This window comes from Actinomadura viridis, assembly GCF_015751755.1.
Classification (GTDB): Bacteria; Actinomycetota; Actinomycetes; order Streptosporangiales; family Streptosporangiaceae; genus Spirillospora; species Spirillospora viridis.
In genome coordinates this window covers 1,824,718-1,848,912 of record NZ_JADOUA010000001.1, presented here as the reverse complement: position 1 = coordinate 1,848,912, position 24,195 = coordinate 1,824,718, and the positions used below count along the sequence as shown (strand labels likewise).

20 protein-coding genes are annotated in these 24,195 nt (G+C 75.4%); 4 read left to right on the top strand and 16 right to left on the bottom strand.

Going from position 1 to position 24,195, the window contains the following annotated elements; translation table 11 throughout:
• Nucleotides 1-149 precede the first annotated feature (149 nt).
• A complete protein-coding gene (locus IW256_RS08175) occupies nt 150-335 on the top strand; it encodes a hypothetical protein (protein ID WP_197010373.1) in 186 nt (61 codons plus the stop codon).
• 246 nt (nt 336-581) lie between these two features.
• Here the strand turns inward: IW256_RS08175 and IW256_RS08170 are convergent, their stop codons facing one another.
• Together IW256_RS08170 and IW256_RS08165 are read right to left on the bottom strand one after the other, a co-directional pair.
• The gene (locus IW256_RS08170; protein WP_197010372.1) at nt 582-3,005 is read right to left on the bottom strand and encodes a hypothetical protein; all 2,424 of its coding nucleotides are present in this window, start codon (nt 3,003-3,005) and stop codon (nt 582-584) included.
• Nucleotides 3,006-3,856: 851 nt separating this feature from the next.
• Nucleotides 3,857-4,429: a DUF1707 SHOCT-like domain-containing protein gene (locus IW256_RS08165; RefSeq protein ID WP_197010371.1), complete on the bottom strand. Its 573-nt coding sequence runs from the start codon at nt 4,427-4,429 to the stop codon at nt 3,857-3,859.
• Nucleotides 4,430-4,603: 174 nt separating this feature from the next.
• Between IW256_RS08165 and IW256_RS08160 the strand changes: the two genes are divergently transcribed.
• On the top strand, nt 4,604-5,203 hold the full coding sequence (locus IW256_RS08160; RefSeq protein WP_307828794.1) for a Uma2 family endonuclease: 600 nt from the start codon (nt 4,604-4,606) through the stop codon (nt 5,201-5,203).
• Here the strand turns inward: IW256_RS08160 and IW256_RS08155 are convergent.
• Nucleotides 5,166-5,774, bottom strand: coding sequence for a hypothetical protein (locus IW256_RS08155; protein ID WP_231403702.1), 609 nt, complete (start codon nt 5,772-5,774; stop codon nt 5,166-5,168). The genes IW256_RS08160 and IW256_RS08155 overlap by 38 nt on opposite strands.
• Before the next feature lie 538 nt (nt 5,775-6,312).
• Here IW256_RS08155 and IW256_RS08150 point away from each other — a divergent pair.
• Complete coding sequence (locus tag IW256_RS08150) at nt 6,313-7,026, top strand: cupin domain-containing protein (protein ID WP_307828793.1); 714 nt, start codon at nt 6,313-6,315, stop codon at nt 7,024-7,026.
• 63 nt (nt 7,027-7,089) lie between these two features.
• Here the strand turns inward: IW256_RS08150 and IW256_RS08145 are convergent, their stop codons facing one another.
• The 12 genes from IW256_RS08145 to IW256_RS08090 form a co-directional block, all read right to left on the bottom strand.
• Nucleotides 7,090-8,097 (bottom strand): sugar phosphate isomerase/epimerase family protein, encoded by a 1,008-nt coding sequence (locus tag IW256_RS08145; RefSeq protein ID WP_197010368.1) that lies wholly within the window; start codon nt 8,095-8,097, stop codon nt 7,090-7,092.
• Nucleotides 8,097-9,263: a Gfo/Idh/MocA family protein gene (locus tag IW256_RS08140; protein ID WP_197010367.1), complete on the bottom strand. Its 1,167-nt coding sequence runs from the start codon at nt 9,261-9,263 to the stop codon at nt 8,097-8,099. The genes IW256_RS08145 and IW256_RS08140 overlap by 1 nt, the downstream gene beginning before the upstream one ends.
• A gap of 89 nt (nt 9,264-9,352) precedes the next feature.
• On the bottom strand, nt 9,353-10,411 hold the full coding sequence (locus IW256_RS08135; protein ID WP_197010366.1) for an ABC transporter substrate-binding protein: 1,059 nt from the start codon (nt 10,409-10,411) through the stop codon (nt 9,353-9,355).
• 155 nt (nt 10,412-10,566) lie between these two features.
• Entirely contained in the window at nt 10,567-11,667 is a 1,101-nt protein-coding gene (locus IW256_RS08130; protein WP_307828792.1) for an ABC transporter permease, read from the bottom strand.
• A complete protein-coding gene (locus IW256_RS08125; RefSeq protein ID WP_307828791.1) occupies nt 11,664-13,322 on the bottom strand; it encodes a sugar ABC transporter ATP-binding protein in 1,659 nt (552 codons plus the stop codon). The genes IW256_RS08130 and IW256_RS08125 overlap by 4 nt, the downstream gene beginning before the upstream one ends.
• Nucleotides 13,323-13,335: 13 nt before the next feature.
• Nucleotides 13,336-14,517, bottom strand: coding sequence for an ROK family transcriptional regulator (locus tag IW256_RS08120; protein WP_231403701.1), 1,182 nt, complete (start codon nt 14,515-14,517; stop codon nt 13,336-13,338).
• Nucleotides 14,518-14,890: 373 nt separating this feature from the next.
• Nucleotides 14,891-15,508 carry a GTP-binding protein gene (locus tag IW256_RS08115; protein WP_197010364.1) on the bottom strand — a complete coding sequence of 206 codons (618 nt, stop codon included), beginning with the start codon at nt 15,506-15,508 and terminating at the stop codon, nt 14,891-14,893.
• Complete coding sequence (locus tag IW256_RS08110) at nt 15,489-15,923, bottom strand: DUF742 domain-containing protein (RefSeq protein WP_197010363.1); 435 nt, start codon at nt 15,921-15,923, stop codon at nt 15,489-15,491. Before IW256_RS08110 ends, IW256_RS08115 begins: the two co-directional genes overlap by 20 nt.
• A gap of 1 nt (nt 15,924) precedes the next feature.
• On the bottom strand, nt 15,925-16,365 hold the full coding sequence (locus IW256_RS08105; protein WP_197010362.1) for a roadblock/LC7 domain-containing protein: 441 nt from the start codon (nt 16,363-16,365) through the stop codon (nt 15,925-15,927).
• Nucleotides 16,362-19,070, bottom strand: a complete 2,709-nt coding sequence (locus tag IW256_RS08100) for a sensor histidine kinase (protein WP_197010361.1) — start codon at nt 19,068-19,070, stop codon at nt 16,362-16,364. Before IW256_RS08100 ends, IW256_RS08105 begins: the two co-directional genes overlap by 4 nt.
• A 184-nt stretch (nt 19,071-19,254) precedes the next feature.
• On the bottom strand, nt 19,255-19,671 hold the full coding sequence (locus IW256_RS08095) for a roadblock/LC7 domain-containing protein (RefSeq protein WP_420535444.1): 417 nt from the start codon (nt 19,669-19,671) through the stop codon (nt 19,255-19,257).
• Nucleotides 19,671-22,208, bottom strand: coding sequence for a sensor histidine kinase (locus IW256_RS08090; RefSeq protein ID WP_197010359.1), 2,538 nt, complete (start codon nt 22,206-22,208; stop codon nt 19,671-19,673). Before IW256_RS08090 ends, IW256_RS08095 begins: the two co-directional genes overlap by 1 nt.
• Before the next feature lie 260 nt (nt 22,209-22,468).
• Here IW256_RS08090 and IW256_RS08085 point away from each other — a divergent pair, with 260 nt between their 5' ends.
• The gene (locus IW256_RS08085) at nt 22,469-23,311 is read left to right on the top strand and encodes a sirohydrochlorin chelatase (RefSeq protein WP_197010358.1); all 843 of its coding nucleotides are present in this window, start codon (nt 22,469-22,471) and stop codon (nt 23,309-23,311) included.
• Nucleotides 23,312-23,390: 79 nt separating this feature from the next.
• Here IW256_RS08085 and IW256_RS08080 read toward each other — a convergent pair whose 3' ends face one another.
• Nucleotides 23,391-24,185 carry an enoyl-CoA hydratase/isomerase family protein gene (locus IW256_RS08080; protein WP_197010357.1) on the bottom strand — a complete coding sequence of 265 codons (795 nt, stop codon included), beginning with the start codon at nt 24,183-24,185 and terminating at the stop codon, nt 23,391-23,393.
• Nucleotides 24,186-24,195: the final 10 nt, after the last annotated feature.

The following is a 24,195-nucleotide window of genomic DNA, read 5'->3' as shown; positions in this document are numbered from 1 at the left end:
TCGGACAGGTCGGGGACGGCACAACTTCCGCGCCATTTCAGGATGACCCAAGGATCGTCGCCGGACCGCCCCGAATGCCTCCGGTGTTTCATTTCGTCTGGTGGGGGCACCGATCGGGCGTCATGATCCCCCTGACGAGGAGTTCCCCCATGGCGGCCAGATCCCGCTCCGGTTTCGGCATCGTCGGCCTGATCTACATCGTCATCGGCGTGTTCATCGCCTGGGACCGCGGTTACATCGACACCGAACTGGTGAGACGCATCGCCAGCGCGCTGCTGGCGATCTTCCTGTGGTTCCTCATCCTGCTGGGTGTCGACCTGCACATCAGCGCCTGACCGCGGGCCGGGACCGTGCCCGGCGGCCCCGCGCGTCCGGAACGGGGGACCGGACCGGGGCGCCGTGCCACGGCCGCGGCGTGAGGGTCACCTCGCGCCGCGGCCATAGACCCCGGACGAACCCGGAGGTACGTTCCGATCATGGCTAAAGACGGATGCAGTTGTGGTCACGGCGGCGGTTGCTCGTGCGCGAAGGGATGCTCCTGCGGCTGTAACGGCTGAACGATGACCTGAGTCCCGGGACGGTCAGGGGGCGGGCGTGCGCCACAGCATCGGCGTCTCGCCCCGGTGGTCGGCGCTGACGCCCGTTCCCACGACCTCGTTCCCCACGCCGGCCAGCGAGGTGAGGCGCTGGTCGCCCGGGCCGTCCAGGCCCGTGCCCGAGGCGGCGACGCGCCGCCAGCCCGCGCCGTCCGGCGAGGTCCACAGGACGACGTCCTGGCGGCCCGGCACGCCCGCCGTACCCGCCAGCAGGAAGCCCTTGGACGTCGCCGTCGCGGCGGTGAGCGTCATGGCGCCGGACACCCCCCGCGGCACGTCCGTCCGCCAGGTGCGCCCGCCGTCCGCGGAGTGGGCGGCGAAGGCCGCCGGGCGCGCCGGGGCGCCGGCGGCCCCGGTGGTGGTGGCCCCGGTGGTGGAGCCCCAGCCGAGCGCGACCAGCGCGTCCCCGCGCGCGACCACCTGGAAGAACGCTCCCGAGGCGATCCCGGCCGGCAGGGCCGGGGGCGCGACCGCGGTCCACGCCCGCCCGTCCGCGGACGTCCAGATCGCGGGCAGGTCGGCCGGCTTCGCGGCGGCGCCGCCCGCGCCCGCCGCCGGCGCCGCGGGCTTGGCGCCGCGCCGCCCGCCGACCGCCACGTAACCCTTGGCGACGGAGGCCACGTCGCGCATCCAGGCGGCGCCGTCGAGGTCGCCCTTGCCCGCGTTCACTCCGCGCGTCCAGCCCTTGAGGTCCGCCGAACGCCACGCGGCGGCCTTGCCCCCGGCCACGCCGACGACGACGTAACCGGCCGGGCCCGAGGCGACACCGGAGGCCGCCTGGCCTCCGGGCAGGGTCACCTTGTGCCAGGCCGTGCCGTCCGGCGAGGCGGTCACCAGCGGCGTGGCCGCTCCCTTGGGCGCGTCGGCGCGCCCCACCGCCAGCCAGCCCCGCGGGCCGTGGGCGACGTCGTTCAGGCGCTTCCGCCCCTGCCCGGGACCGCCCGCCCGCCCGGCTCCGAAGTCGGCGGACCGGCCCCGGACCCAGGACGACGGCCCCGCCATGGACCAGGCCGCGGCGTCGCCGCCCGTGCTGCCCACGAACACGACCCGGCCGGACGCTCCGGGCGCGCACGCGGTGAGCGCGCGCTCGGGCCGTACGGCCCCCGGCACCTTGGTGAGGTCCACCATGGCCACCGGACCGGCCACGGGACCGGCCCCGGACCCGGCGAGCGCCATGAAGCCGTCGTCGCCGCGGTGCCCGGTGAGCACGGCACCGCCGCCGGCCGCCGCCAGCCCGCTGACCGCCGACCCGGGGCCGGGCGCGCCCAGCCCTCCGGAGGGGAGCCAGGTCCTGCCGTCCGCGCTGCGCAGGACGGTGCCGGCGTTGCCCTTCCCGCGGACCAGGGCGGCCAGCCCGGCGGACGATCCCGCGAGCCGTTCCACCCTGCCGTACCCGGGGACGGTGAACCGTCCGGTGGGCGCCCACGTCACCCCGTCCCGCGATCCGAAGACCACGCCGTGCCGGGCCGTCCTGCGCTTCTTCTTGGGGCCGGTGGTGGTCTTGCCGTCCCGGGTCGCGTAGAAGCCGCCGGGGCCCGCGACCGGGCCCTTGAGCGGTCCCGCCGAGCCCTGGGCGTGCGGGACGTTCACCGGGGCCCAGGTACGGCCGCCGTCGGCGGACCGCCACAGGCCGTCACCGCGCACGGTGCTGGTGACCTTCCGGGTGCCCTTCTTCTTCCCCTTGCGCTTGACCGTCTTGGTGACGCTCCGCGCGGCCGTGCCGTGCGCGAGGACGGTGTTCCCGGACGCGGCGAGGGCGTCCAGCCCGGTGACGCCGGGAACGCCGAGGTCGGCGCGCCGCCAGGCCCGCCCCTCGGCCGAGGTCCACACCACCGCCCGGACGTCCCCGGCGAACTTCCCGCCGGGCGAGGTCACCCCCGCCGCGACGAAACCGCCGGCGGTCCGGACCAGGGCGTTCACCCGGTCGTTGGGGCCGAACGGCGCGCCCGCGGCCGTCTCCCTGGTCCAGGTCCGGGCGTCCACGCTCGTCCAGAGGGCCACCTCGCCGGGCCGGGCGGTCTGCCCGATCGCCGCCCAGGCCCCGTCGCCCCCGGCGAGCAGGCGCGGCCGGGCGCCTGGCGCGGGCGCCGCGCCGTCCGGGGCGCGCACGCCGGCCAGCCGCCAGTTCCGCCCGGCGTCGGCGGAGACGAGGAACTGGGCCCGCTCGCCGCCCGGGCTGCCGTCCCCGGCCGTCTCGGTGCCGGCGGCGACGACGGTGGAGCCGAACGCGGCCACGGTGGTGAGGGCCTGGACGAGCCCGTCGGCCCTGGCCGCGGGGTCCGCCGCGAACCGGTGCTCGGCCGGGGTCGCCGCCGCCACCTCCGAGCGCGGCCCGGCCGCCTCGTCCTCACCGGTCAGCGCGTAAGCGCCGGCCCCGATGACGACGACCGCGCCCACGGCGATCGCCACCGCTTTGTGACTGGGCCTGCGCGGGCCCGGCCGTGCGGCGCCGACCTCCGTCCGGGGCCGCCCGGGCGCGGCCTCCTTCGCCGCGGACTCCGCACGGACGGGCACGGCACGCTCAGTGTGGGCAGGCACGGGGCGGGCAGGCACGGGGCGGGCAGGCACGGGGCGGGCAGGCACGGGGCGGGCGGGCTCCGCCCGTACCGGCGCGCCGGTCCCGGTGGCGACCGGCTGATCGGCGGCCTTCCCGGCGGGCTTCTCCTCGGCCGCGGCAGGGCCGGTGACTCCGGCCGCCCGCGCGGTCTCCGTGGCCGCCTTGCCGGCGGGCTTCGCTTTGCCTGCGGGCTTAGGCGTAGCGGCGGGCTTAGGCGTAGCGGCGGGCTTGGACGTGGCGGCGGGCTTGGACGTGGCGGGACGAGCAGCGGGGGACCCGGCGCCGTCGTTCTCGCCACCGGCCCTGCCATCCTCGTCACCAGCCCAAGGGACACCCGCGTTACGCCATGCGTCCTGGGCGCGCTGCCAGGGAGACGGGGCCTTCTTGCCACGCCGGCCCTGAGCGCGGCCCTTCTCGGCTCCGGCCGGCTCGGGCAGGGCCTCGGCGGCCCGGAAGGTCAGCCGGCGCCTGATCTGCCGGGACCCGTGCGGGCCGGAGAGTACGTCCCCGGCGGGATCCCCTGCTCCGTCCAAGAGCCGGGCATCGTCCTGCTCCGGGGTCCTTGCCGTCACGCCCGCTCCTTCAACGACCATCGGTCCACCGCCGTCCGCGATGGCCCACCATCAAACCGCGCCGAAACCGCCTGTGTGCGGACATCCGCGCGATCAGTACACGAAAGGGTTGCGGGAGCGTTTATATCGCCTCAGGGCAGGCGAAGATGATCCATTGCCTCGATCGCCCCTTTGTACGCGAAGCCCCTGAGCCGGACGACCGGCGCCGAGCGGGCGCCGGGGCGGCCGATCTCGGTGGAGACGCCCAGGCCGGCGGCCTCCACGGGGACGCCGGGCGGCACGAGGACCCGTACGTTCGACCTGTACGCCAGCACCCGAAGCGCGATCACCGGACCTGCGGTTTCCATCTCGCGCAGGTCCAGCACGCAGTCGCCCTTGCAGGCGACGACGGTGGTGGTCCCCGGCACCCGCCGGAGCCCCGTACTCCCGGTCCCTCGCTTCCCGGCCGCCGGGAATCGCTCCGCGCTCCGGTCCGCCGTGGCCGTCTCCGGCCGTCCGGCCCGCGCGTCCGGCAGGGCGGGCAGGCCGCCGGCCAGCAGGTCCAGCTCGTCCTGGGTCCGCGACGCCAGCACCAGCGCGATGCGCTCGTCGAGCTCCCGGTCGTCCAGGCGGCCCTCCGCGTACGCGATGTGCAACCGGACGAGCACCCGGTCACGGTCCTGGTCGGACGCGCGCGGAGCGGGCTCGGTCCGCGGGGCGTTCATCACGGCTCCTCCTTCAGGGGCGGGTCGCCCCCAACCCTGAGGTCTCCGGGTATGAGAGGGTCAAGTCCTTTTCTCTTTTCCGGAGTGAACGGCACAGCGGCGCCCGCCTCCGGCCCGGACGGAGATCGTTCCACTACATTCTGCGAGGGGATGATCACTGAGGGGAGGAGCGCCGTGAGCGGAGCGGCCGGCCACGCCCATGGCCCGTACACGCTCTACGACCTGGACGCCCTGCCCGAGGAGGGGCGGCGCCACGAGCTGGCCGACGGCTGGCTCACCGAGCTGCCCGGCGACCTGTGGCACGACCACGCCGCCGAGCGGCTCAGGGAGATCCTGCGGGAGGCCGCGCGGCGGGCCGACGCGAGCGTGCACGTCGCCGGGGCCCCGCGGGAGGTCAGCACGCCCGCCGGCGTCCGCCGTCCCGACGTGTTCGTGGTCGGCCGGGACGTGGCCCGCAGCGCCCTGGAACGGCAGGCCCGCACCTACTACGGCCCGGAGCTGCTGCTGGTGGCCGAGGTGGTGACGCCGCGCACCGGCAGCGAGCGGACCGACCGCGTGCGCAAGGTCGCCGAGTACGCCGCGACCGGCATCCCGCACTACTGGATCGTCGACCTGGAGCCCCGCCCGGCGGTGACGATGCTGGAGCTGGCCGGCCCGGACGCCCGCGAGCCGCTCTACCGTCCCGGCCGTACGGTGCGGGCCGGCGAGGAGGTCACGGCCGCGCGCCCGTTCCCGGTCAGATTCGATCCCGCCCGGCTTTCGGAGATGGAGTGAGCCCGCGCCGGCGCACGTAGTAGGCGGCGGTGACGACGGCGAGCAGCGGCCCCCACGCCAGCGCCGGGACGTAGCAGAGGATCATGAGCCAGGCCGCGGCCCCCTGCGGCGCTTCCGGATCGGTCATGCCCAGCGACCCGTTCCAGCTCAGCGCCACCGCGCCGCAGATCCACATGACGGCGACGGCGCCCAGGGACGCCGCGGTGACGGCCGCCATCACCGGCACCGGGCGCCCGCCCAGGAACGGGATCCAGCGCGGGAACACCTCGCCCCACGGCCGTACCAGCCCGAGCGTCAGCAGCGCGAATCCCTCCGTGATGAGGCTGAGCAGGATCACGTACGGGGTGAGGACCCAGTCGGGCCCCTCGTACAGGCGGGCCATCTCCCCGCTGAAGCCCAGGGGGACGCCCAGCCCCATCGCGATCCGCCACAGCCCGGCCGGCAGCACGCTCAGCGGTACGGCGTGCGCGGTCCACACGACCCAGCGTGGAACGGGACGGGCGGTCGTGGCGTGTGGCGCCGGGGTCGTCGTCGCGGGTGCGGCGGTCGTCGGGGGTGCGGCGGCGTGCATGTGCGGCTCCTGGGGAGGCGGTCAGGTGATGTACCACCATGCTCGCCGCGCCGCCCTCCGCACCGCCTCCCGCTCCGGCACCGTCCCGCTCCCCCGAACGGGGGATGCGCCTGCCCGGCACCCGCCCCAAAGGGAGTGGCAGTGCGGAGGGAGTGGCGGGTGCCGAGGGAAGCGGCGGTGCGGAGGGGAGCCGTCGCGCGGCGCCGGAGCCGTGAACGCGGCGAGATCCCCGGTGACGCCGGAAGCGCGGTCCCGGCCGTCCGGTGATCCCGGCCCCCGAGTCGTTCCGGCGGGCGATGTCCGGGCGCGCGGTCCGCCCAGGCGGGCGGGCGGCCGCATCCCCCGATCCGGCCGGCCCGCCGCACAGGACGGCACGGTCCGGATCCGCTCGCCGGACACCACGGAGAACCCCGCGAACCCCGCGGCGGTCCCGGCGCACCACTCGGACCGTGCGCCACCAGCGTGCACCACCCCGATGAACAGCCGATCAACGCTCGATCAACGCGCCTCCGGCGGCGCCGGGCCCTATGCTCGTCCCGTGCTGCTGCTCACCACTCTGGAAGCCTGGCGGGCCCAGCCGGGGCCGCGGTTCTCGCTCCGCGAGGCGGGGGCCGTCTGGGCCCCCGACGCGCGGGCGGGCGAGGCGGCCGACGACTCCGCCGCGCTCGCGATCGCCGACGACGTCTTCCCCGAGGGCCAGGTCCTGGCGATCGGGCTCGACCCGGCACCGGGCCTGGTCCCCCCGCGCTCGGTGATCGACCGCGGGCACGCGGCCGGGATCCGGTACGCGCGGCGCGGCCCGGCGGGCGGGCACGTGGCCCTCCTGCCCCGCCCGGCCACCGCCGAGGTCCTCGACCTGCTGCCCCATCCCGAGGGCGGCTGGTTCCGCGAGACCTGGCGGAGCCCGGCCCGGTTCCGTCCCGAGGGCTATCCGGGCGAACGGGCCGCCGCCACCGGCATCTACTTCCTCCTGCCGCCCGGCGAGGAGTCGATGTGGCACACCGTGCGTTCCGAGGAGGTGTGGCTGTGGCACCGCGGCGGGCCGCTCACCCTCCTCCTCGGCGGGGACGGCGACCGTCCCGGCGCGGAGACCGCGATCACGCTCGGCCCGGACGTCGCCGGCGGCCAGGTGCCGCAGGCGGTCGTCCCGGCCGGGGCCTGGCAGGCGGCCCGCCCCGCCGGGGGCGAGGAGGTGCTGGTGAGCTGCGTGGTCTCCCCCGGTTTCGACTTCGCCGACTTCCGGACGCTGTGACCGGGCGCCGCCTGTGACCGGGCGCCGCCCCTGACCCGGGGCGGCGCCCGTGACCAGGGGCCGTCAGTCCGTGGAGAACGCGGCGTCGAACGCCGCGTCCGGCGGCTCGATCGCGGCCAGCGCCCGGACGTGCTCCAGCGACTGGGGCGCGCCCTGGAGGCGGTCCATGCCCGCGTCCTCCCACTCGACCGAGATCGGGCCGTCGTACCCGATCGCGTTCAGCGCCCGGAAGCAGTCCTCCCAGGGCACGTCGCCGCGCCCGGTGGAGATGAAGTCCCAGCCGCGGCGCAGGTCGCCCCACGGCAGGTGGGACGACAGCCGGCCGCGGCGCCCGTCGCCGGTCCGGACCTTGGTGTCCTTGCAGTCCACGTGGTAGATCCGGTCCCGGAAGTCGAACAGGAAGTTCACCGGGTCCAGCTCCTGCCACACGAAGTGCGACGGGTCCCAGTTCAGGCCGAACGCGGGCCGGTGGCCGACCGCCTCCAGCGTGCGCACCGTCGTCCAGTAGTCGTAGGCGATCTCGCTCGGATGCACCTCCAGCGCGAACCGCACGCCGACCTCGTCGAAGACGTCCAGGATGGGGTTCCACCGGTCGGCGAAGTCGGCGTAGCCGCGGTCGATCATGGCGGGCGGGACCGGCGGGAACATGGCGACCGTGTGCCAGATCGAGGAGCCGGTGAAGCCCACGACCGTGTCCACGCCCAGCTTCGCGGCGGCCCGGGCGGTGTCCTTGATCTCCTCGGCGGCGCGGCGCCGGACGCCCTCGGGCTCGCCGTCGCCCCAGATCCGGGCGGGCAGGATCGCCTCGTGCCGCTCGTCGATCGGATGGTCGCAGACCGCCTGGCCGACCAGGTGGTTGGAGATCGCCCACACCTTCAGGCCGTGCTCGGCCAGGATCTCGAGCCTGCGCGGGACGTAGGAGTCGTCGGCCAGTGCCCGGTCGACCTCGAAGTGGTCGCCCCAGCAGGCGATCTCCAGGCCGTCGTAGCCCCAGCCCGCGGCGAGCTTGCACACCTCCTCGAACGGCAGGTCCGCCCACTGGCCGGTGAACAGGGTGATCGGTCGTGCCATCACGCGCTCCCTTCGGGGGTCCGTACGGGGGTCCAGCCGCCTCCGCCCGCGGCGCTGCGCTCCACCGCCTCCAGCACCAGCTGCACCTGGAGGCCGTCGGCGAACGAGGGGCTCGGGTCGGTGCCGCCGGCGATGGCGGCGAGCAGGTCGGCGAGCTGGTGGGTGAAGGTGTGCTCGTACCCGAGGATGTGGCCCGGGGGCCACCACGCCCCGGCGTAGGGGTGCTCGGGCTCGGTGACCAGGATCCGGCGGAAGCCGGCCGTGGCCGGGTCCTCGGTGTGGTCGTGGAACCACAGCTCGTTCAGCGACTCCAGGTCGAACGACAGGCTGCCGGCCGAGCCGTTGATCTCCAGCCGGAGCGCGTTCTTGCGCCCGGCGGCGAACCGGGTGGCCTCGAACGAGGCCAGCGCGCCGCCGGAGGTGCGGCCGATGAACAGGGCGGCGTCGTCCACCGTGACGGGGCCGGTGCCGTCGCCGCCGACGAGCGGGCGCTCGGGCACGAAGGTCTCGGTCAGCGCGCACACCCCGGTGAGGGACTGCCCGGTGACGAACTGGGCGGCGTCGATGATGTGCGCGCCGATGTCGCCCAGTGCCCCCGATCCGGCACGGTCCTTCTCCAGCCGCCACACCAGCGGGGACCGCGGGTCGGTGAGCCAGTCCTGCAAATACTGCGCCCGGACGTGCCGGAGCGTGCCGAGCCTGCCCGCGGCCACCATCCCGCGGGCCAGGGTGAGCGCCGGGACGCGCCGGTAGTTGAAGCCGACCATCGAGCGCACGCCGCGGGCCCGGGCGCGTTCGGCCGCCGCGACCATGGCCGTGGCCTCCTCGACGGAGTTGGCCAGCGGCTTCTCGCAGAGCACGTGCTTGCCGGCGTCGAGGGCGGCGACCGCGATCTCGGCGTGGCTGTCGCCCGGGGTGCAGATGTCGATCAGCTGGACGTCGTCGCGGCGGAGCAGCTCCTTCCAGTCGGTCTCCACCGACGCCCAGCCCAGCTCCCGGGCCGCGGCCCCGGCCCGTTCCGCCGAACGCCCGGCCAGCGCGGTCATCACCGGGTGCAGCGGCGGGTCGAAGAACGGCCCGACGCTCCGCCACGCCTGGGAGTGGGCACGTCCCATGAAGGCGTGCCCCACCATCCCGACGCCGACCGTCGCCCTCTCGTCCGTCATGTGCCCTTCCTTTCGTACGTCACCCGGGGAGACGCCCCGGGCCCCCGAAACACGCGTGGCTCCGCCGCCGGTGCGGCGCGGCCGGGCGGTTACGACTCGAAGCCGAGCGGCAGGTAGCGGTCCACGTTCTGGCGCGTGATGGTCTCCGACGCCAGCGTGATCGACTGCGGGACCTGCTGCTCCATCAGGTCGCCCATGCCCTTGCCCTGGGCGATCAGCCGGGCGACCCGCAGCGCGGACCCGGCCATGGTCGGGCTGTAGGTGACGGTGGCCTCCAGGACACCGCCGGACTTGATCTCCCGCATGGCGTTGGCCGAGCCGGCGCCGCCGACCATGAAGAACTCCTTGCGCCCGGCCTGCTTGACGGCGGCCAGCACGCCCACGCCCTGGTCGTCGTCGTGGTTCCAGAGCGCGTCGATCTTCTTGTGCGCCTGGAGCAGGTTGCTGGCGACCTGGTTGCCGGTCTCGACCGTGAACTTGGCGTCCTGCTTGGCGGTCACGCTGAAGCCGAACGTCTTGAGCGCGTCGGCGAACCCCTTGCTGCGCTCCTGGGTCAGCGGCAGCGTGGCGATCCCCTGGATCTCGACGATGACCGGGTTCGCCACGCCCTTCTCCTTGAGGCGCTTGCCGACGTAGTGGCCCGCGGCGACGCCCATGCCGTAGTTGTCGCCGCCGATCCAGGTGCGGTAGGAGAGCTTGTCGGGGAAGACCCGGTCCAGGTTGACCACCGGGATGCCGGCGTCCATCGCCTTGCGGGCCACCTGGTTGAGCTGCTCGCCGTCGTTGGGCAGCAGCACCAGCGCGTTCACCTTGGCGGAGATCAGCGACTCGACGGCCGAGATCTGCTGGTTGATGTCGTTGGTGGGCTCGACCGGCTTGAACGTGACGTCGGAGTACCGCTTGGCCTGGGCCTCGGCGTTCTTGGTGATGGCCGCGATCCAGCCGTGGTCGGCGGCGGGCGCGGAGAAACCGATCGTGACCTTCTGGCCGGGCTTGTCGTTGTCACCGCCCGCGTTGCCCGCCTGGGCCGCGGGGGCGGCGGTCTCCTCCGGCTCGTTGCCGGTGCAGGCGGCGGCGAGGCCGCCGGCCGCGACGACGGCACCGCCGAACAGCATGTTGCGGCGGCTGGGTCGGCTGTTCTCGTGCATGTCTGCTCCTGGGGGGTGGGTGGATCGCCCGGCGGACGGCCCTGGCGTCCGGCGGGACGGGGACGGGGCGGGGGGCGGGTGGCGCGAGGGGTGGGAGCGTCGGGACGGGACGGTGCCGGGAGGACGGGCCGGGGCAGGCAGCCCGCCCGGGCCGGTCAGGTGGGGCTGCGCAGGCCCCGGCGCTGCAGCAGCACCGCGATCACGATGATCACGCCCTTGGCGATCAGCTGGTCGCTGGTCTGCAGGCCGTTGAGGATGAACAGGTTGGTGATGAGGGTGAACACCAGCACGCCGAGGATCGACCCGACCAGCGTGCCGCGTCCCCCGGTGAGCAGGGTGCCGCCGATGATGACGGCGGCGATGGCGTCCAGCTCGTACAGGTCGCCGTGGGTGCTGGAGCCCGTGGTGGTCCGGGCCATGATGATGATCGCGGCGATCCCGCAGCACAGCCCGGACAGCGCGTACAGCGCCAGCGTCTGGCGGCGCACGTTGATGCCGGCCAGCCGGGCCGCCTCGGGGTTGCCGCCGACCGCGAAGGTGCGGCGGCCGAAGGTGGTGCGGTTGAGCAGCACCCAGCCGGCCGCGGCCACCGCGGCGAAGATGAACACCACCAGCGGGACGCCGAGGACCTTGGTGGTGGACAGCGCCTCGATCGCGTCGTTCTCCGGCCGGACGAGCTGGGTCTTGCGGTCGGACATGCGCTGCGCCAGCCCGCGCGCGGCGACCAGCATGGCCAGCGTGGCGATGAACGGGACCAGCCGCCCGTAGGCGATCAGCATCCCGTTCACCAGGCCCGCGCCGGTCCCGACGAGGATCGCGCACACCACCATCACGACCGGCCCGTACGACTGGGTGGCCAGGGTGGTCGCCCACACCGACGCCAGCGCCATCAGGGCGCCGACCGACAGGTCGATCCCGCCGCCGATGATCACGAAGGTCATGCCGACGGTGATGACGCCGATGGTGGCGGCCAGCGCGAGGATGCCGACCAGGTTGCCCGAGGTGGCGAAGTTGTCGGGCTGGGTCACCACGCCGACCAGCGCCAGCAGCACCAGCGCGGCGACCAGGCCCAGGTGGCGGATCTCCCCCGGCCCGCCGGTCGCGCCGTTCGCGCCGTTCCGGCGGCCCCACGGCAGCCTGCCCCGGCCCGGCCCGGAGCCGTTCCCGGCCTCCGTCCCGCCGCCCGGCGCATCGGCGCGGGTGCCGGAGGGGCCGTCGTCCACGCCCTTCCCGGGTCCTATTCCGGCCTCGGTCACAGGGCCCTCCCCTCCATGATCATGTTGAGTACGCTCCGCTCGTCCAGATCGCGGCCGGCGCCGCTATGGATGATCCGGCCCTCCCGGACCACCAGCACGCGGTCGGCCAGCCCCAGCACCTCGGGCACCTCGCTGGAGACCAGCAGCACCGCGACGCCCTGGTCGGCCAGGTCGCGGATCACCGCGTAGAGCTCGGCCCGGGCGCCCACGTCGACACCGCGCGTGGGCTCGTCCAGGACCAGCAGCCGCAGCCCGCCGGGCGAACCGTCCGGGCGGGCGGTGCCCCGGCCGGCGGCGGCGCCCACCAGCCAGCGGGCCAGCACGACCTTCTGCTGGTTGCCGCCGGACAGGGTCGCCACCGGCCGGGCGGGGTCGCCCGGCCGGATGTCGAGCGCCGCGATCTGGCTCCGCACGTCGGCGAGTTCGCGGCGCCGGTTCAGCCAGCCCAGCGAGGAGTAGCGGCCCAGCCCGGACAGGGTGACGTTGCGGGCGACCGACTCGTGCAGCAGCAGCGCCTGGCTCTTGCGCTCCTCGGGCGCCATGCCCATCCCGCGCCGTACCGCCGCGCCGGTGTCGCCGGGACGGACCGGGCGGCCGTCCAGCAGCACGCGGCCGCGGGTGGGCCTGCGGGTGCCGTAGACGGTCTCCAGGATCTCCGAGCGGCCCGAGCCGACCAGCCCGGCGAGCCCGACGATCTCGCCCGCCCGGACGGAGAACGACACGTCCTCGAACGATCCCGCCAGCGTCAGCCCCTCGACCCGCAGCACCTCCGGGCGGTCGCCGGACCCGGCGTCCGGCCCGGGCCGTTCGGGGAAGACGTAGGCCACGTCGCGGCCGGTCATGAGCGAGACGACCCGGGAGGTGGGGGTGGTGCGGGCGGGCAGCCCGCCGGCGACGGCGCGGCCGTCCTTGAGGACGGTGACCCGGTCGCCGATCTCCCGGATCTCCTCCAGCCGGTGCGAGATGTAGACGACCGCGACGCCCTCGGCGGTCAGCTCGCGGATGATGCGGAAGAGGTTGGAGACCTCGTCGTGCGCCAGCGCGGCCGACGGCTCGTCCATGACGATCAGGCGGGCGTCGTGCGACAGCGCCCGCGCCATGCTGACCACCTGCCGGCCGGCCGCGGGCAGCCGCCCCACCTCGCGGCGCGGCGGGATCTCGCCGTGGCCGAGCCGGGTGAGCAGCGCGCGGGCCGCCCGCTCCGCGTCGGCGCGGCGGGTGAAGCCGAGCCGGGCGTGCTCGTGGCCGAGGAAGATGTTGTCGGCCACCGACAGGCCGTCCACCAGGTCGAGCTCCTGGTAGATGGTGGCGATGCCGGCGCGCATGGCGGCGGTGGGATCGGACGGCGCGAACGGCTCGCCGCCCAGCAGGATCTCGCCGGCGTCGGGGCGGTGCGCCCCGGCCAGCACCTTGATCAGGGTCGACTTGCCGGCGCCGTTCTGCCCGAGCAGGCAGTGCACCTCCCCCGGGCGGACGTCGAGGTCGACGCCGTCGAGGGCGCGGACGCCGGGGAAGCGCTTGGCGATGCCGCGCATCCGCAGCAGCGGTGCGGCCTCCGCGCCGGTGCCGGCGGGCGGTTCGGGTCCGGCGGGCGGCGGGCCGCCGGGCCCGGACGCGGCCGGGGGGCCGTCGTCGCTGTTCTTCGCAGGGCCCACGGGGCCTCCTCGGTCAGGCGGTGGCGAAGACGTGGTCGCTGATGAGTCGGGCGCCGCCGATCACCCCGGCGGTGCCGGCGAGCTCGGACAGCACGATCGGGAGGTTGCCGGTCGCCAGGGGCAGCGACCGGCGGTAGACGACGCTGCGGATCTCGGCGAGCAGGGTGTGGCCGAGGCCCGCCACCCCGCCGGCGATGATGACCAGGCCGGGGTTGAAGAAGCTGACCAGGCCGGCGAGGACCTGGCCGACGTGCCGGCCGCCCGCGCGGATGAGCGCGACCGCGGCCGGGTCGCCGGCCGCGGCGGCCTCGGCGACGTCGCGTGCGGTGATCTCCCCGGCGCTCTCCAGGAGCGCGGCGAGGCGGGGCGAACGGCCGGCGCGGGCCTCGGCGGTGGCGTCGCGGGCCAGCGCGGCGCCGCTGAAGTACGCCTCCAGGCAGCCGGTGTTGCCGCAGGCGCACAGCGGGCCGTCGTCGTCGACGCGGATGTGGCCGATGTCGCCGGCGCTGCCGGAGACGCCCCGGTAGATGGCGCCGCCGACCACGATGCCGCAGCCGACACCGGTGCCGATCTTCACCAGCATGAAGTCGTCCACCGAGCGGGCGAGCCCGGCGTGCAGCTCGCCCAGCGCCATGATGTTGACGTCGTTGTCGACCAGCACCGGGCAGCCCAGCTCCTGGCCGATCGCCTCGCGGACCGGGAAGCGGTCCCAGCCCGGCATGATCGGCGGCGCCACCGGCATGCCGTCGCGGAAGCTGACCGGGCCGGGCACGCCGATCCCGGTGCCGTGCACCTGCGGGATCAGGCCCTGGTCGCGGAGCTTGCCGAGCAGGTCCAGGGCGCGGTCCAGCACGACGGTGGCGCCCTCGCGGACCGCGCAGGGCTCGCTGACGTGGCCGAGCACCTCCAGCTCGCCGTTGGTCACCGCCACGTCGATCGAGGTGGCCCCGATGTCGAAGGCGACGAACCGCAGCCGGGGCGAGAGCCGCACGATCCCCGAGCGCCGCCCGCCGCGGGAGGCCGCCAGCCCGGCGGTCTCCACCAGCCCGAGCTCCACCAGCCGGTCGAGTTCGACGGCCAGCTTGGACCGGGAGAGGCGGACCACGTCGCCCAGCTCGGCGCGGGACCGCGGGCCCTCGTCGCGCAGCAGCCGCAGCAGCCGTGCCTGGTGCACGTTCTGCGGTCGAGCCGTCATGCGCATCACGCCGTCCCTTCGAGCCAGGCCCCCGCGTTCCGGAGCCTGGCGAGAAGGTAACCGGCTTTCGCTCGCTTGAGAAGACCTTTCCACCAGATTGGTCTAACTTTCTCCACTTAGAGGACAAAGTGGCGCACGAAAGAGGCCCTCGCCGGTCACGAGGGACGACCTCGTGACCGGCGAGGGCCGGGTTTCCGGCTCGGGCGGGCGCGGTACGGAGCGGGGGCGGAGGCCGGCAGTGCGCAGCGTCCCGGCGGCCCGGCGTCCCGGCACGCGCAGAGGCGCGCGGGCGCGAGAGCGCGGAGGCGCGGACCCCGGAGCGGGCTCGGCGGTACGGCCCCGCCGGGTCAGGGCCTCGGTCAGGGCGGGGGGCTCAGTGGGTGAGGGCCCCCGGGTCGCGGCGCCCGCTGGCCATCGAGCGCATGATGTGCTCGACCAGCGCGATGAGGATCTGCTTGGCCGACTCGCGCTCCCGGACGTCGCAGTCGATCACCGGGATGTCCGCGGGCAGGTCCAGGGCGTCCCGGACCTGGTCGGCCGTGTGCGGGGCGGCGCCGTCGAAGCGGTTCACACCGATGATGAACGGCACCCCGCGGCGTTCGAAGTAGTCCACCGAGGCGAAGCAGTCGGCCAGCCGGCGGGTGTCGACGAGGACGACCGCGCCCAGGGCGCCCTTGGCCAGCTCGTCCCACATGAACCAGAACCGGTCCTGCCCGGGGGTGCCGAACACGAACAGCACCAGCCCGTTGGGCAGCGTGATGCGGCCGAAGTCCATGGCCACCGTCGTGGTCGTCTTCTCGGCCACGGCGGAGGTGTCGTCGATGCCGATGCTCTTCTCGGTCAGCGCCTCCTCGGTGCGCAGCGGCCGGATCTCGCTGACCGCGCTCACCAGGGTGGACTTGCCGACGCCAAAACCCCCGGCAACCAGGATCTTGACGGTCAGCGCGGATTCGCCGGCCGGTGCGGCCGGGTCAGAGCGCACGGATTCCATCGATCACTTCCTTGAGTACGCGCTCGCTGGGGAACTGCGCCACGGGCGCGGGGCGCCGGACGCGTACGAGCGAGTGGTCGAGCAGGTCGCCGAGCAGTACCCGGACGACGCCCAAAGCCAGTTCCATCTCCGACGCTATCTCGACCACCGACAGCGGGGTGCGGCAAAGCTCCAAGATCGTCTCATGTTCCGGCTCCGGGGCCCAGTCGCCCGGCCCGTGCCCGGCGCCACCGGCGCCACCGGCGCCCTCGGCGCCGCCCGCCGGGTCCTCGGTGACGATCAGGGCCACCATGTCGAGCACGTCGGCGTCGTACTCGGTGCGCCCGCCGGTGAGGGCGTACGGCCGGACGATCGGGCCGGCCGCGTCGTCGAACCAGCCCGAGCCCCCGGGCCCGGTGTGCGGGGTCGGGGGCACCTCAGGCGCCCGCCTCGGCGGCGAGCACCCGCGGGTTGGCCGACAGGTGCTGGCCCACCCGGGTCACCAGCATCGCCATCTCGTAGGCGATCACCCCGAGGTCGGCGGCGGCGTCGGCCAGCACGGCCAGGCAGGCGCCCTTCCCTGCCGCGGTGACGAACAGGAACGCCGACTCCATCTCGACGATGGTCTGCCGCACCGGGCCGCCGCCGAAGGTCTCGCCGGCGCCCCGGGCCAGGCTCTGGAAGCTGGCCGCCACCGCCGACAGGTGGTCGGACTCCTCCCTCGCCAGCCCCCGGGAGGCGGCGATGCGCAGGCCGTCGCTCGACAGCACCGCGGCGTTCTGCACCTCGGCGACCCGCTCCACCAGGCTGTCGAGGAGCCAGCTCAGCTCACCGGCTCCCGTGATCGCGTCCGTGCCTGCCTGCTGGGCTTCGGTCATGGGATGTCGTCCTCCTCGGCTCGGGGCTGCCCGGCTTGCGCCTGGCCTGATTCAGTGCGTCCGCGTTCCCAGCCGCGCTGCATGGCGGACATCATCGAACGGATGTCCTCAGGCGTCCGCGACGGTCCGTCCTCCCGCTCCGCGCGCGCGCCGTCCGGGGCCGGATCCCCGGCCGGCGGCTCGGCGCCCGCCGGGGTCGGCGGGACGGGCGGGTGCGGCGCGGCCAGGGGTGTCGGCGGTGCGGGTACGGGTGGTGCGGGTACGGGCTGTCCGGGCACGGGCTGTCCGGGTATGGGCCGGCCCTCGGCGGCGAGGTCGGCGTCCACCCGTTCCCGGAGCTGCGGCGCCAGGTGCGTCTGCCGCTTGCGGCGCGGAAGCTCTCCGTCGGCGAGGGGCGGTGCCGGTGCCGCGGGCGCCGGAGGGGCCGGTGCCCGCGGCGGCGGCTCGCGGCGTGCCGGCTCGTCGCGTGCCGGCTCGGCAGGGGCGGGCGGCTCCGCCGCGACCGGCCGCTTGGGCAGGGGCATGGCGGGCGTCGCCTCGGCCGGAATGGGCGCGGCCGGTGGCGGCGCGGGCGGCGTGGGGGGCGCGGTGGGCGCGGGGGGCTCGGGCGCCGGCTCGGTGACCAGGCGGACGGGCCCGGTCGTGGACGCGCCGGACGCCACCCCCGCCCCGGCGCGCTCCCGGACGATGGCCATCTCGCCGGTGGCGCGCCGGCCCGCGTTCTCGGGGACGTCGGTGATGAGCGATGCCGGGACCAGCGTGATCGCCGTCGTGCCGCCGTAGGGCGAGTGGCGGAGCGTCACCGTGATGCCGTGCCTGCGCGCCAGCCGCGCGACGACGAACAGCCCCAGCCGCGCGCTGTCGGAGGGGTCGAACTCGGGCGGGTCGGCCAGCCGCTCGTTGGCCGCCGCCAGGTCGTGCTCGGTCATGCCGAGCCCGCGGTCCTCGACCTCGATGACCAGGCCGTTGGGCACGGTGTGGGCGCTGATCCGCACCGGCGCCTGCGGCGGCGAGTAGGTGGTCGCGTTCTCCACGATCTCGGCGAGCATGTGGATGACGTCGGCCACCGCCGTGCCCTGGAGGGCGACCCTGGGCAGCTGCTGCACCCGCACCCGCTGGTAGTCCTCGACCTCGGCCACCGCGCCGCGGACCACGTCGACGATCGGCACCGGCCGGCGCCAGCCCCGCCCGGCGGACTTGCCCGCCAGGATGACCAGGCCCTCGGCGTGCCGGCGCATGCGGGTCGCCAGGTGGTCGAGCCGGAACAGGTCCGACAGCTCGGCCGGGTCGTCGGTCCGGCGCTCCATGGTGTCGAGCAGGCTGAGCTGCCGGTGCAGGAGCGCCTGGTTGCGCCGGGCCAGGTTGACGAACACCTCGCTCAGGCCGCCGCGGATGCTCAGCTCGCGGGCGGCGCCCACCAGCACCGCCTCCCGGGCGACGACGAACGAGTCGGAGATCTGCCGGATCTCGCTGATCCGGTAGTCGCCCTGGGGGAGTCCGGCGCCCGGATCCAGCGGCCGGCCCTCGCGGACCTGCTCTTCGAGGTCCGGCAGCGTCCGGCGGGTGAAGTCGAGGACGCCCGCGGCCAGCGTGCGGCACTCGCCCATCAGCCGGCGCGACACCCGGACCGCGATGACCACCGAGACGATGATCGCCAGCAGGCCCAGGCCGCCGGCCACCGCCAGCCGCTGGAGCACGCCGAACGAGGCGTCCTCGGCCTTGGCGGTGAGCCGGCCGAGGGCCTCGTTCTCGAACGTGAAGAGCCGTCCGGCGGCCGAGTCGACGGCCGTCCGCCAGGCCGTGGCCTCCACCTGGCCCGCCGCCGGCGCGCGCCCGTCGGTCGAGCCGGTGGCCGTGCCCCCCGCGGGGGCGGCCGGCGATCCGCCGCTCCCGCCCGCGCCCTTGCGGTGCTCGACCGGGTCGGCGCCGCGCAGCAGCTGCTCCTCCAGCCGGCGCAGCTGGGCGAACTCCGGTGCGGCGGTGAGCCGTTGCAGCCGGTCGCGCAGGGCGGCCGGCAGCCCGGCGGCGTTGTCGGCGTACAGGTATCGCTGGGCGCCCGCGAGCTGGGCGAACTGGGCGTGCTCGGCCGCGCTGAACCGGCCGCCCGCCACCGCTCCGGTGACCAGGGCGTCCTCGCGGGACAGGAACTCGCGGGCCCGGGCGAGGGCGATCAGCGTCCGGCCCTCGGAGGCGATCTCCGCGTCCGAGGGGACGACCGCGGAGTAGATCGCGAACGCCGCGTCGATCAGCCCGGTGTACTCCTCCATGGCCCTGGCGCGGTCGCCGGCACGGCCGTCCACGCCGCGGCGGATCGCGTCCAGCGCGCCCAGCCGGGCGACGAAGGCGTCGATCTGGCGCACCACCTCCGGCTCGATCGCCGCGCGCATCCCCTTGTCCCGGCTGTGGCGCCGTACGTCGGCGACCGCCCGGTCGGTGGCGCCGCGCTGCGCCGAGAGCGTGGGGGCGTCCGCGGCGCGGGCGCCGCCGATCCGCCCGACGGACAGCCGGCGCTCCCGCTGCAGGCCGGCGATCAGCCGCTGGGTGGGCAGCAGGGACTTCTCCTGGAACTGGTTGCTCTGCTGGAGCTGGCGGGCGTCACCGTAGGTGATGCCCGTGGCGAACGCCCAGAGGGCGGCCAGGGAGAACAACGGGACGAGGACCAGCAGGATGATCCACGTCCGGATCGAGGAGAAGCGCCGGGCCATCACCGCTGATGAACCCCGCGCCCGGTGGGGGCTGTGAGCTGCCGGAGGCGCGACATACCGGGGGTACCTCTCGATATTTCACTTTAAGGGGGGACTGCCGGAGCCTACTACGCCGTGCGCGGCGGAGGCGGGGATGGAGGCCGACCGGCCCGCCGTCCGCGGCGAGCCGGTGGCCGACCATCGGTCAGCTGCCGTCGAATCCCGTACCGGCGAACCGCGGGCTGGCCTGCAGGTGCTGACCCACTCGCTTGACCAGCACGGCCATCTCGTAGGCGATCATGCCGGCGTCGGCGTCCGCCGCGGCCAGTACGGCCAGGCAGGTGCCGTTGCCGGCGGCGGTCACGAACAGCAGCATGGTGTCCATCTCGATGATGGTCTGCCGCACGTTGCCGCCGCCGAAATGCCGCCCCGCGCCGCGGGCGAGGCTCTGCACCCCGGCCGCCAGCGCGGACAGATGCTCGGCGTCCTCCCGCCCCAGTTCCTGCGAGGCCGCGACGGCCAGCCCGTCGCGTGAGAGGATCACCGCCTGCCGGACCTTCGGGACGCGCCCGGCGAAGTCGTTGAGCAGCCAGTTCAGTTCACCGGTCGCGGTGTTGTGCATCATCGGGCTTCCTCATCCCCCGGATCCGACGCTCGTCCGCGTCGCCATCCTTGCTGTATCGACGCCATCATCGAACGGGCCTCCTCGGGCGACCGGGCGATGCCGCCGGCCGCTCCCTGTCCAGCCGCCGAAGGCGGCGGCATTCCCTCCTTCGTGCACGGTCGCGGCGCCGGGCTCCCCCGGTGGTGCCGCCGGGGCGACCCGGCGGACGTTCCGGCCGGTTCGCGCGGCGGGCCGCTTCCGTCGGTCCCGGCGTCCTGATCGACACCGGGCCGGAGAGAGGGTACGTCCTCTCCCCGCTCGACGTCGCCTCCCGCCTCCGTTCCGGGGGCGGATTCGACGACGTCGTCGAACCAGGGATTGCCCGCCGGCCTGGCGACCGTGACCGGCGCGCCGTTCGCGGGGGCATCCTGGCCGTTCTGGGGCGCCGTCCGGGTCGGGGACGGCGTACGGGGCGCCGCCGGCGGCGTCACCGCGAGCGGCGCGGCCGGCAGCACGGCCGGTGGTGCGGCCGGTGGTACGGCGGGCGGGGCGTGTTCGGAGCGCTCCACGGGGACCAGCAGCTCGCGCGGCAGCAGCACGATCGCGGTGGTGCCGCCGTACGGGGAGGGCCGCAGCGAGACGCGCACGCCGTGCCGCGCGGCCAGCCGGGCCACCACCGGCAGGCCCAGCCGGCCGGTGTCCGCCAGCCCGGACTCCATCAGCCCGGACTCCGGCGGCCCGGACTCTGTCGGGCCGGACCGCGGCGCGCCGGCCAGCCGCCGGTTGATCTCGTCCAGCTCGGCGGGCGCCATGCCGAGCCCGCGGTCCTCGATCTCGATCGCGAACCCGCCGCCGACCCGTTCGGCCGTCATCCGGACCCCGCTGCCGGGCGGCGAGTACGACGCCGCGTTCTCCAGCAGCTCGGCCAGCAGGTGGACCACGTCGGCCGCGGCGGAGCCCGCCAGCCCCTCCCGCGACCGGGTCAGCACCTCCACCCGCTCGGGCTCCTCGATCTCGGCGACGGCCGCGCGCAGCGCGTCCGGGACCGGCACCGGGGCGCGGCGGCCCCCTTCCGGGGCGGCGCCGGACAGGACGACCAGGCTCCGGGCGTGCCGGCGCATCCGGGTGGTGAGCCGCTCCAGCCGGAACAGCTCGTCGCGGCCGGCGGGCCGCGCCCGGCCCTCCAGCTCCGCGAGCATGGCCAGCTGGCGGTGCAGCAGCGACTGGTTGCGGAGGGCCAGGTCGCGCAGCACCCGGCTCACTCCCTCGCGCAGGCCGGCCTGCTCGGCGCGGGCCCGCTCGGCGTCGTCCCGGACGGCGGCGAACGCGTCGGCGAGCTCCAGGATCTCCTGGGTGCGGCCCTCGTGCGGGCCCGGCGTCCCGGAGCGCTCGTCCCGGGCCGCCTCGTCCCCGGCGGCCTCGCCGGTGGCCTCGTCCCCGGTCGTCCCGGCCGCGGTCGCCGCAACCTCCGGCGCCTCCAGTTCGAGAAGGCGGGGCCGGGCGGGTTCGAGGGCGGAGGCGCGCACCCCGGCCAGCTCGCGGGCCAGCCCGCGGCCGGTCCGGAGCGAGACCAGGATCGACAGCGCCACCGCGGCGGCGCCGAACCCGCCCACGAGCCCCGGCCACAGCAGGCTCTCCCGGCCGAGCTCGTCCCGCCGCCGCTCCAGCAGCCCCTCGCCGCGCCGGTGGGCGGAGCCGAGGGAGGCCAGCAGGGGCTGCGCGGCGGCGTCCCACCGGCGGGCGTCCACCTCGGTCTCGCCGCCGTCCGCGCCCGCGACGTCCTCCTCCAGGCCGCGCAGCTCGGTGTAGGCGGACGAGGCGAAGATCGGTCCCAGCAGGCGGCCGTGCACGGCGGGCTCCAGGCGGGCCCGCTGCTCGGCCCACAGCCGCCGCTGCGCGGCGACCGCCTCGGTGAAGGAACGCCGCTCGGCCGCGGTCAGCCGGCCGCCGCGCGCGCCGGCGCCGGCCACCAGCGCGCTCTGCCGCTCGATCGCGTCCATGGCACGGGCGCCGGCGACCAGCCCCGCGTCCCAGCGGTGGAGGCCGTCGTCGCCCGCGGGGACCCGGCGGGCGGCGAAGGCGTGCAGCGCCTCGACCGGGAGACCGTAGGCCTCGATCGCGGCGGAGGGCTCCAGCCCGCGGGCGTCGACCGCGCGGCGGATGGCGGGCAGCCGGTCCAGCTCCCGCAGTGCCGCCCGCAGCGTGCCGGTCAGGGCCGCGTCCAGGCCGTCGGGGGTTCCGGTGCCCTCCGGGGCGGCAGGGCCTTGTGAGGCTTCTGGGGCGCGCGGGCCGTCCGGGCCGTCCGCGGCGTTCCGGCGGAACGCGCGCGCCGCCGCGTCGGTACGGGCACGGGCGGTGTCCATCGCCTGGCGGGGGGCGTCGCCGGGGCCGCCCAGGAACGCGGCCGTGGCGCGCCGCTCGGCGCCGAGCGCGGACACGGCGTCGCGGACGGCGGGGCGCACCCGCTCGTTCGCCTCTCCCTGCGCGCGGTGCTCCAGGAAATCCTCCAGGGTGAGGCTCGCGGCGAACGTCCAGAGCGCGACCAGGGAGATCATCGGGGCCAGCAGAAGCAGAACGATCCTTGATCGGATCGAGCGCGTTCGAGGATTCATGACACCTCGTGGCTGGCTGTGTCCCTCGGGCTCCGGATGCCGACCGATCATAGAGGCTCCGGCGTCTGTTCCCACAAGTTCTCCGCATTTCGGTACAAACGCATCACTTCCTGGCCTGACACCACCCACTGATCACGTCCCGGACCGGGAACAAAGAGCAGCAGAATCACCGATGTGCCCGTTACGGCGTTACGATTCCCGCCGTGAGTCCCGAAAGTCAGGCATCCGAGGCACTTCCGTCACGGCGCCGCCGGCCCCCACGAGGCGGCCGGCACCGCGGCGACGAATCCTTCCTGCTGCCCCCCGGCTCCCCCGTCCTCGTCCTCGCCGTTCCCGGGTCCGTCCGGAGCGCCGGCGGGGTCCCCGAGGAACTCGCCAGGCTCGTCGAGATCGAGCACACCGGCCAGCCCACCCTGGTCGGTTACCTGGACGGGGACGAGGGACATCTCAGCGACCTCCTCGCCGGGCTCCCGCAGCGTTCCTCCGACGAGCCGGAAGCGGTGGTGGTACCGCTGTCCACCGGCCCCGATCCCGCCATCGAGGGGGCGATCCGCAAGATCGTCGCGGACGCCGCGATCCGTGCGGTGCCGGCCGAGCCGCTGGGCCCCCACCCGCTGATCGCCGAGGCCCTGCACGACCGGCTGGCCGACGCCGGGCTGGCCCGGGCCGACCGGATCCGGATGATGACCATGGTGACCGCCGCCGGCGGGATCATCGTGGCCACCCCGGGCGACGCCACCGCGGTCCGCCAGGCCGAGGTCACCAGCGTGCTGCTGGCCTCGCGGCTGGCCTCGCCGGTCTTCACCGCGCGGATCGACGACGACGCGGCCATCCGGGCCGCCGCGGCCCAGCTGCGCGCGTCGGGCGTCGCGCGGCTCGCGCTGGCGCCGCACCTGATCGGCATCGAGTCCAGCGGGCAGCACGTCGCGGCCGCCGCGGCGGCGGCCGGGGCCCAGCACTCCGCGCCGCTGGGCGCGCACCCGGCGCTGGCCCGGCTGGCCGCGCTGCGCTACGCCGAGGCGCTCGCCAGCGCCCTGGCGGGCTGACCGGACGGGGCGGCGCGCCGCCCCGTCCGGCGGAACGGGCGGGGCGGCACGCTTCCGCGCGCGGCCGGTCAGCGGTTCCTCAGCGGTTCCTGAACTCCGGCGGACGCCGCTCCAGCGTCGCCGTCATGCCCTCGGCCAGATCCTCGGTGAAGAAGGCCATCGTCTGGATCCCGGTCTCCAGCGCCAGCTGATGGCGCAGGCCCGGTGCGTCCAGTGACAGGTTGAGCAGCTCCTTGGTGCGCCGCAGCCCGTACGGCGACTTGGCGAGCAGCTCCCCGGCCAGCGCCAGCGCGCCCGCCAGGTCCTCGCCCTCCGCCGCGACCTCGGTGACCAGCCCCAGCTCGCGCGCCCGGTCCACGTCCAGCCGCTGCGCCCGGTAGAAGATCTCGGCCGCCCGGGCGGGGCCGATCAGCCTGGGCAGCAGCCAGGACAGCCCGCAGTCGCCGGCCGACAGCCCCAGGTCGACGAACGGCACCACGAACCGCGTGGTGGGGTCGGCCACCCGCAGGTCGCAGGCCAGGGCCCAGGAGACCCCCATGCCCGCGACCGGGCCGTGCAGCGCGCCGATGACCGGCTGCGGGATCTCCCGGAGCCGCGCGGTGACCTCGCCGCCCCGCGTGATCCCGTGGTGGATCCGCTGGATCCGCCCCTCGCCCTCGGTCCCGCCGGGCTCGCCCTGGAGGTCCATGCCCGAGCAGAACCCGCGCCCCTCGCCGGTGAGGATCACGACCCGGGTCTCGTTGTCGCGCATCAGCTCGTTGAGGACGTCCAGGAGCTCCTCGTTGAGCGCGGCGGTGACGGCGTTCAGCCGCTCCGGGCGGGACAGGGTGAGGATGAGCACCCCGTCCCGCCGGTCGATCCGCAGATCACCCATCGGAGCCGTC

Bases quoted from the DNA above. Each gene is read 5' to 3' on its own strand.
- IW256_RS08120 (WP_231403701.1), bottom strand. From the start codon at position 14,517: ATGACGGCTCGACCGCAGAACGTGCACCAGGCACGGCTGCTGCGGCTG.
- IW256_RS08140 (WP_197010367.1), bottom strand. From the start codon at position 9,263: ATGACGGACGAGAGGGCGACGGTCGGCGTCGGGATGGTGGGGCACGCC.
- IW256_RS08145 (WP_197010368.1), bottom strand. From the start codon at position 8,097: ATGGCACGACCGATCACCCTGTTCACCGGCCAGTGGGCGGACCTGCCG.
- IW256_RS08090 (WP_197010359.1), bottom strand. From the start codon at position 22,208: ATGATCTCCCTGGTCGCGCTCTGGACGTTCGCCGCGAGCCTCACCCTG.
- IW256_RS08175 (WP_197010373.1), top strand. From the start codon at position 150: ATGGCGGCCAGATCCCGCTCCGGTTTCGGCATCGTCGGCCTGATCTAC.
- IW256_RS08135 (WP_197010366.1), bottom strand. From the start codon at position 10,411: ATGCACGAGAACAGCCGACCCAGCCGCCGCAACATGCTGTTCGGCGGT.
- IW256_RS08115 (WP_197010364.1), bottom strand. From the start codon at position 15,508: ATGGAATCCGTGCGCTCTGACCCGGCCGCACCGGCCGGCGAATCCGCG.
- IW256_RS08105 (WP_197010362.1), bottom strand. From the start codon at position 16,365: ATGACCGAAGCCCAGCAGGCAGGCACGGACGCGATCACGGGAGCCGGT.
- IW256_RS08095 (WP_420535444.1), bottom strand. From the start codon at position 19,671: ATGCACAACACCGCGACCGGTGAACTGAACTGGCTGCTCAACGACTTC.
- IW256_RS08165 (WP_197010371.1), bottom strand. From the start codon at position 4,429: ATGAACGCCCCGCGGACCGAGCCCGCTCCGCGCGCGTCCGACCAGGAC.
- IW256_RS08155 (WP_231403702.1), bottom strand. From the start codon at position 5,774: ATGCACGCCGCCGCACCCCCGACGACCGCCGCACCCGCGACGACGACC.
- IW256_RS08100 (WP_197010361.1), bottom strand. From the start codon at position 19,070: ATGGCCCGGCGCTTCTCCTCGATCCGGACGTGGATCATCCTGCTGGTC.
- IW256_RS08080 (WP_197010357.1), bottom strand. From the start codon at position 24,185: ATGGGTGATCTGCGGATCGACCGGCGGGACGGGGTGCTCATCCTCACC.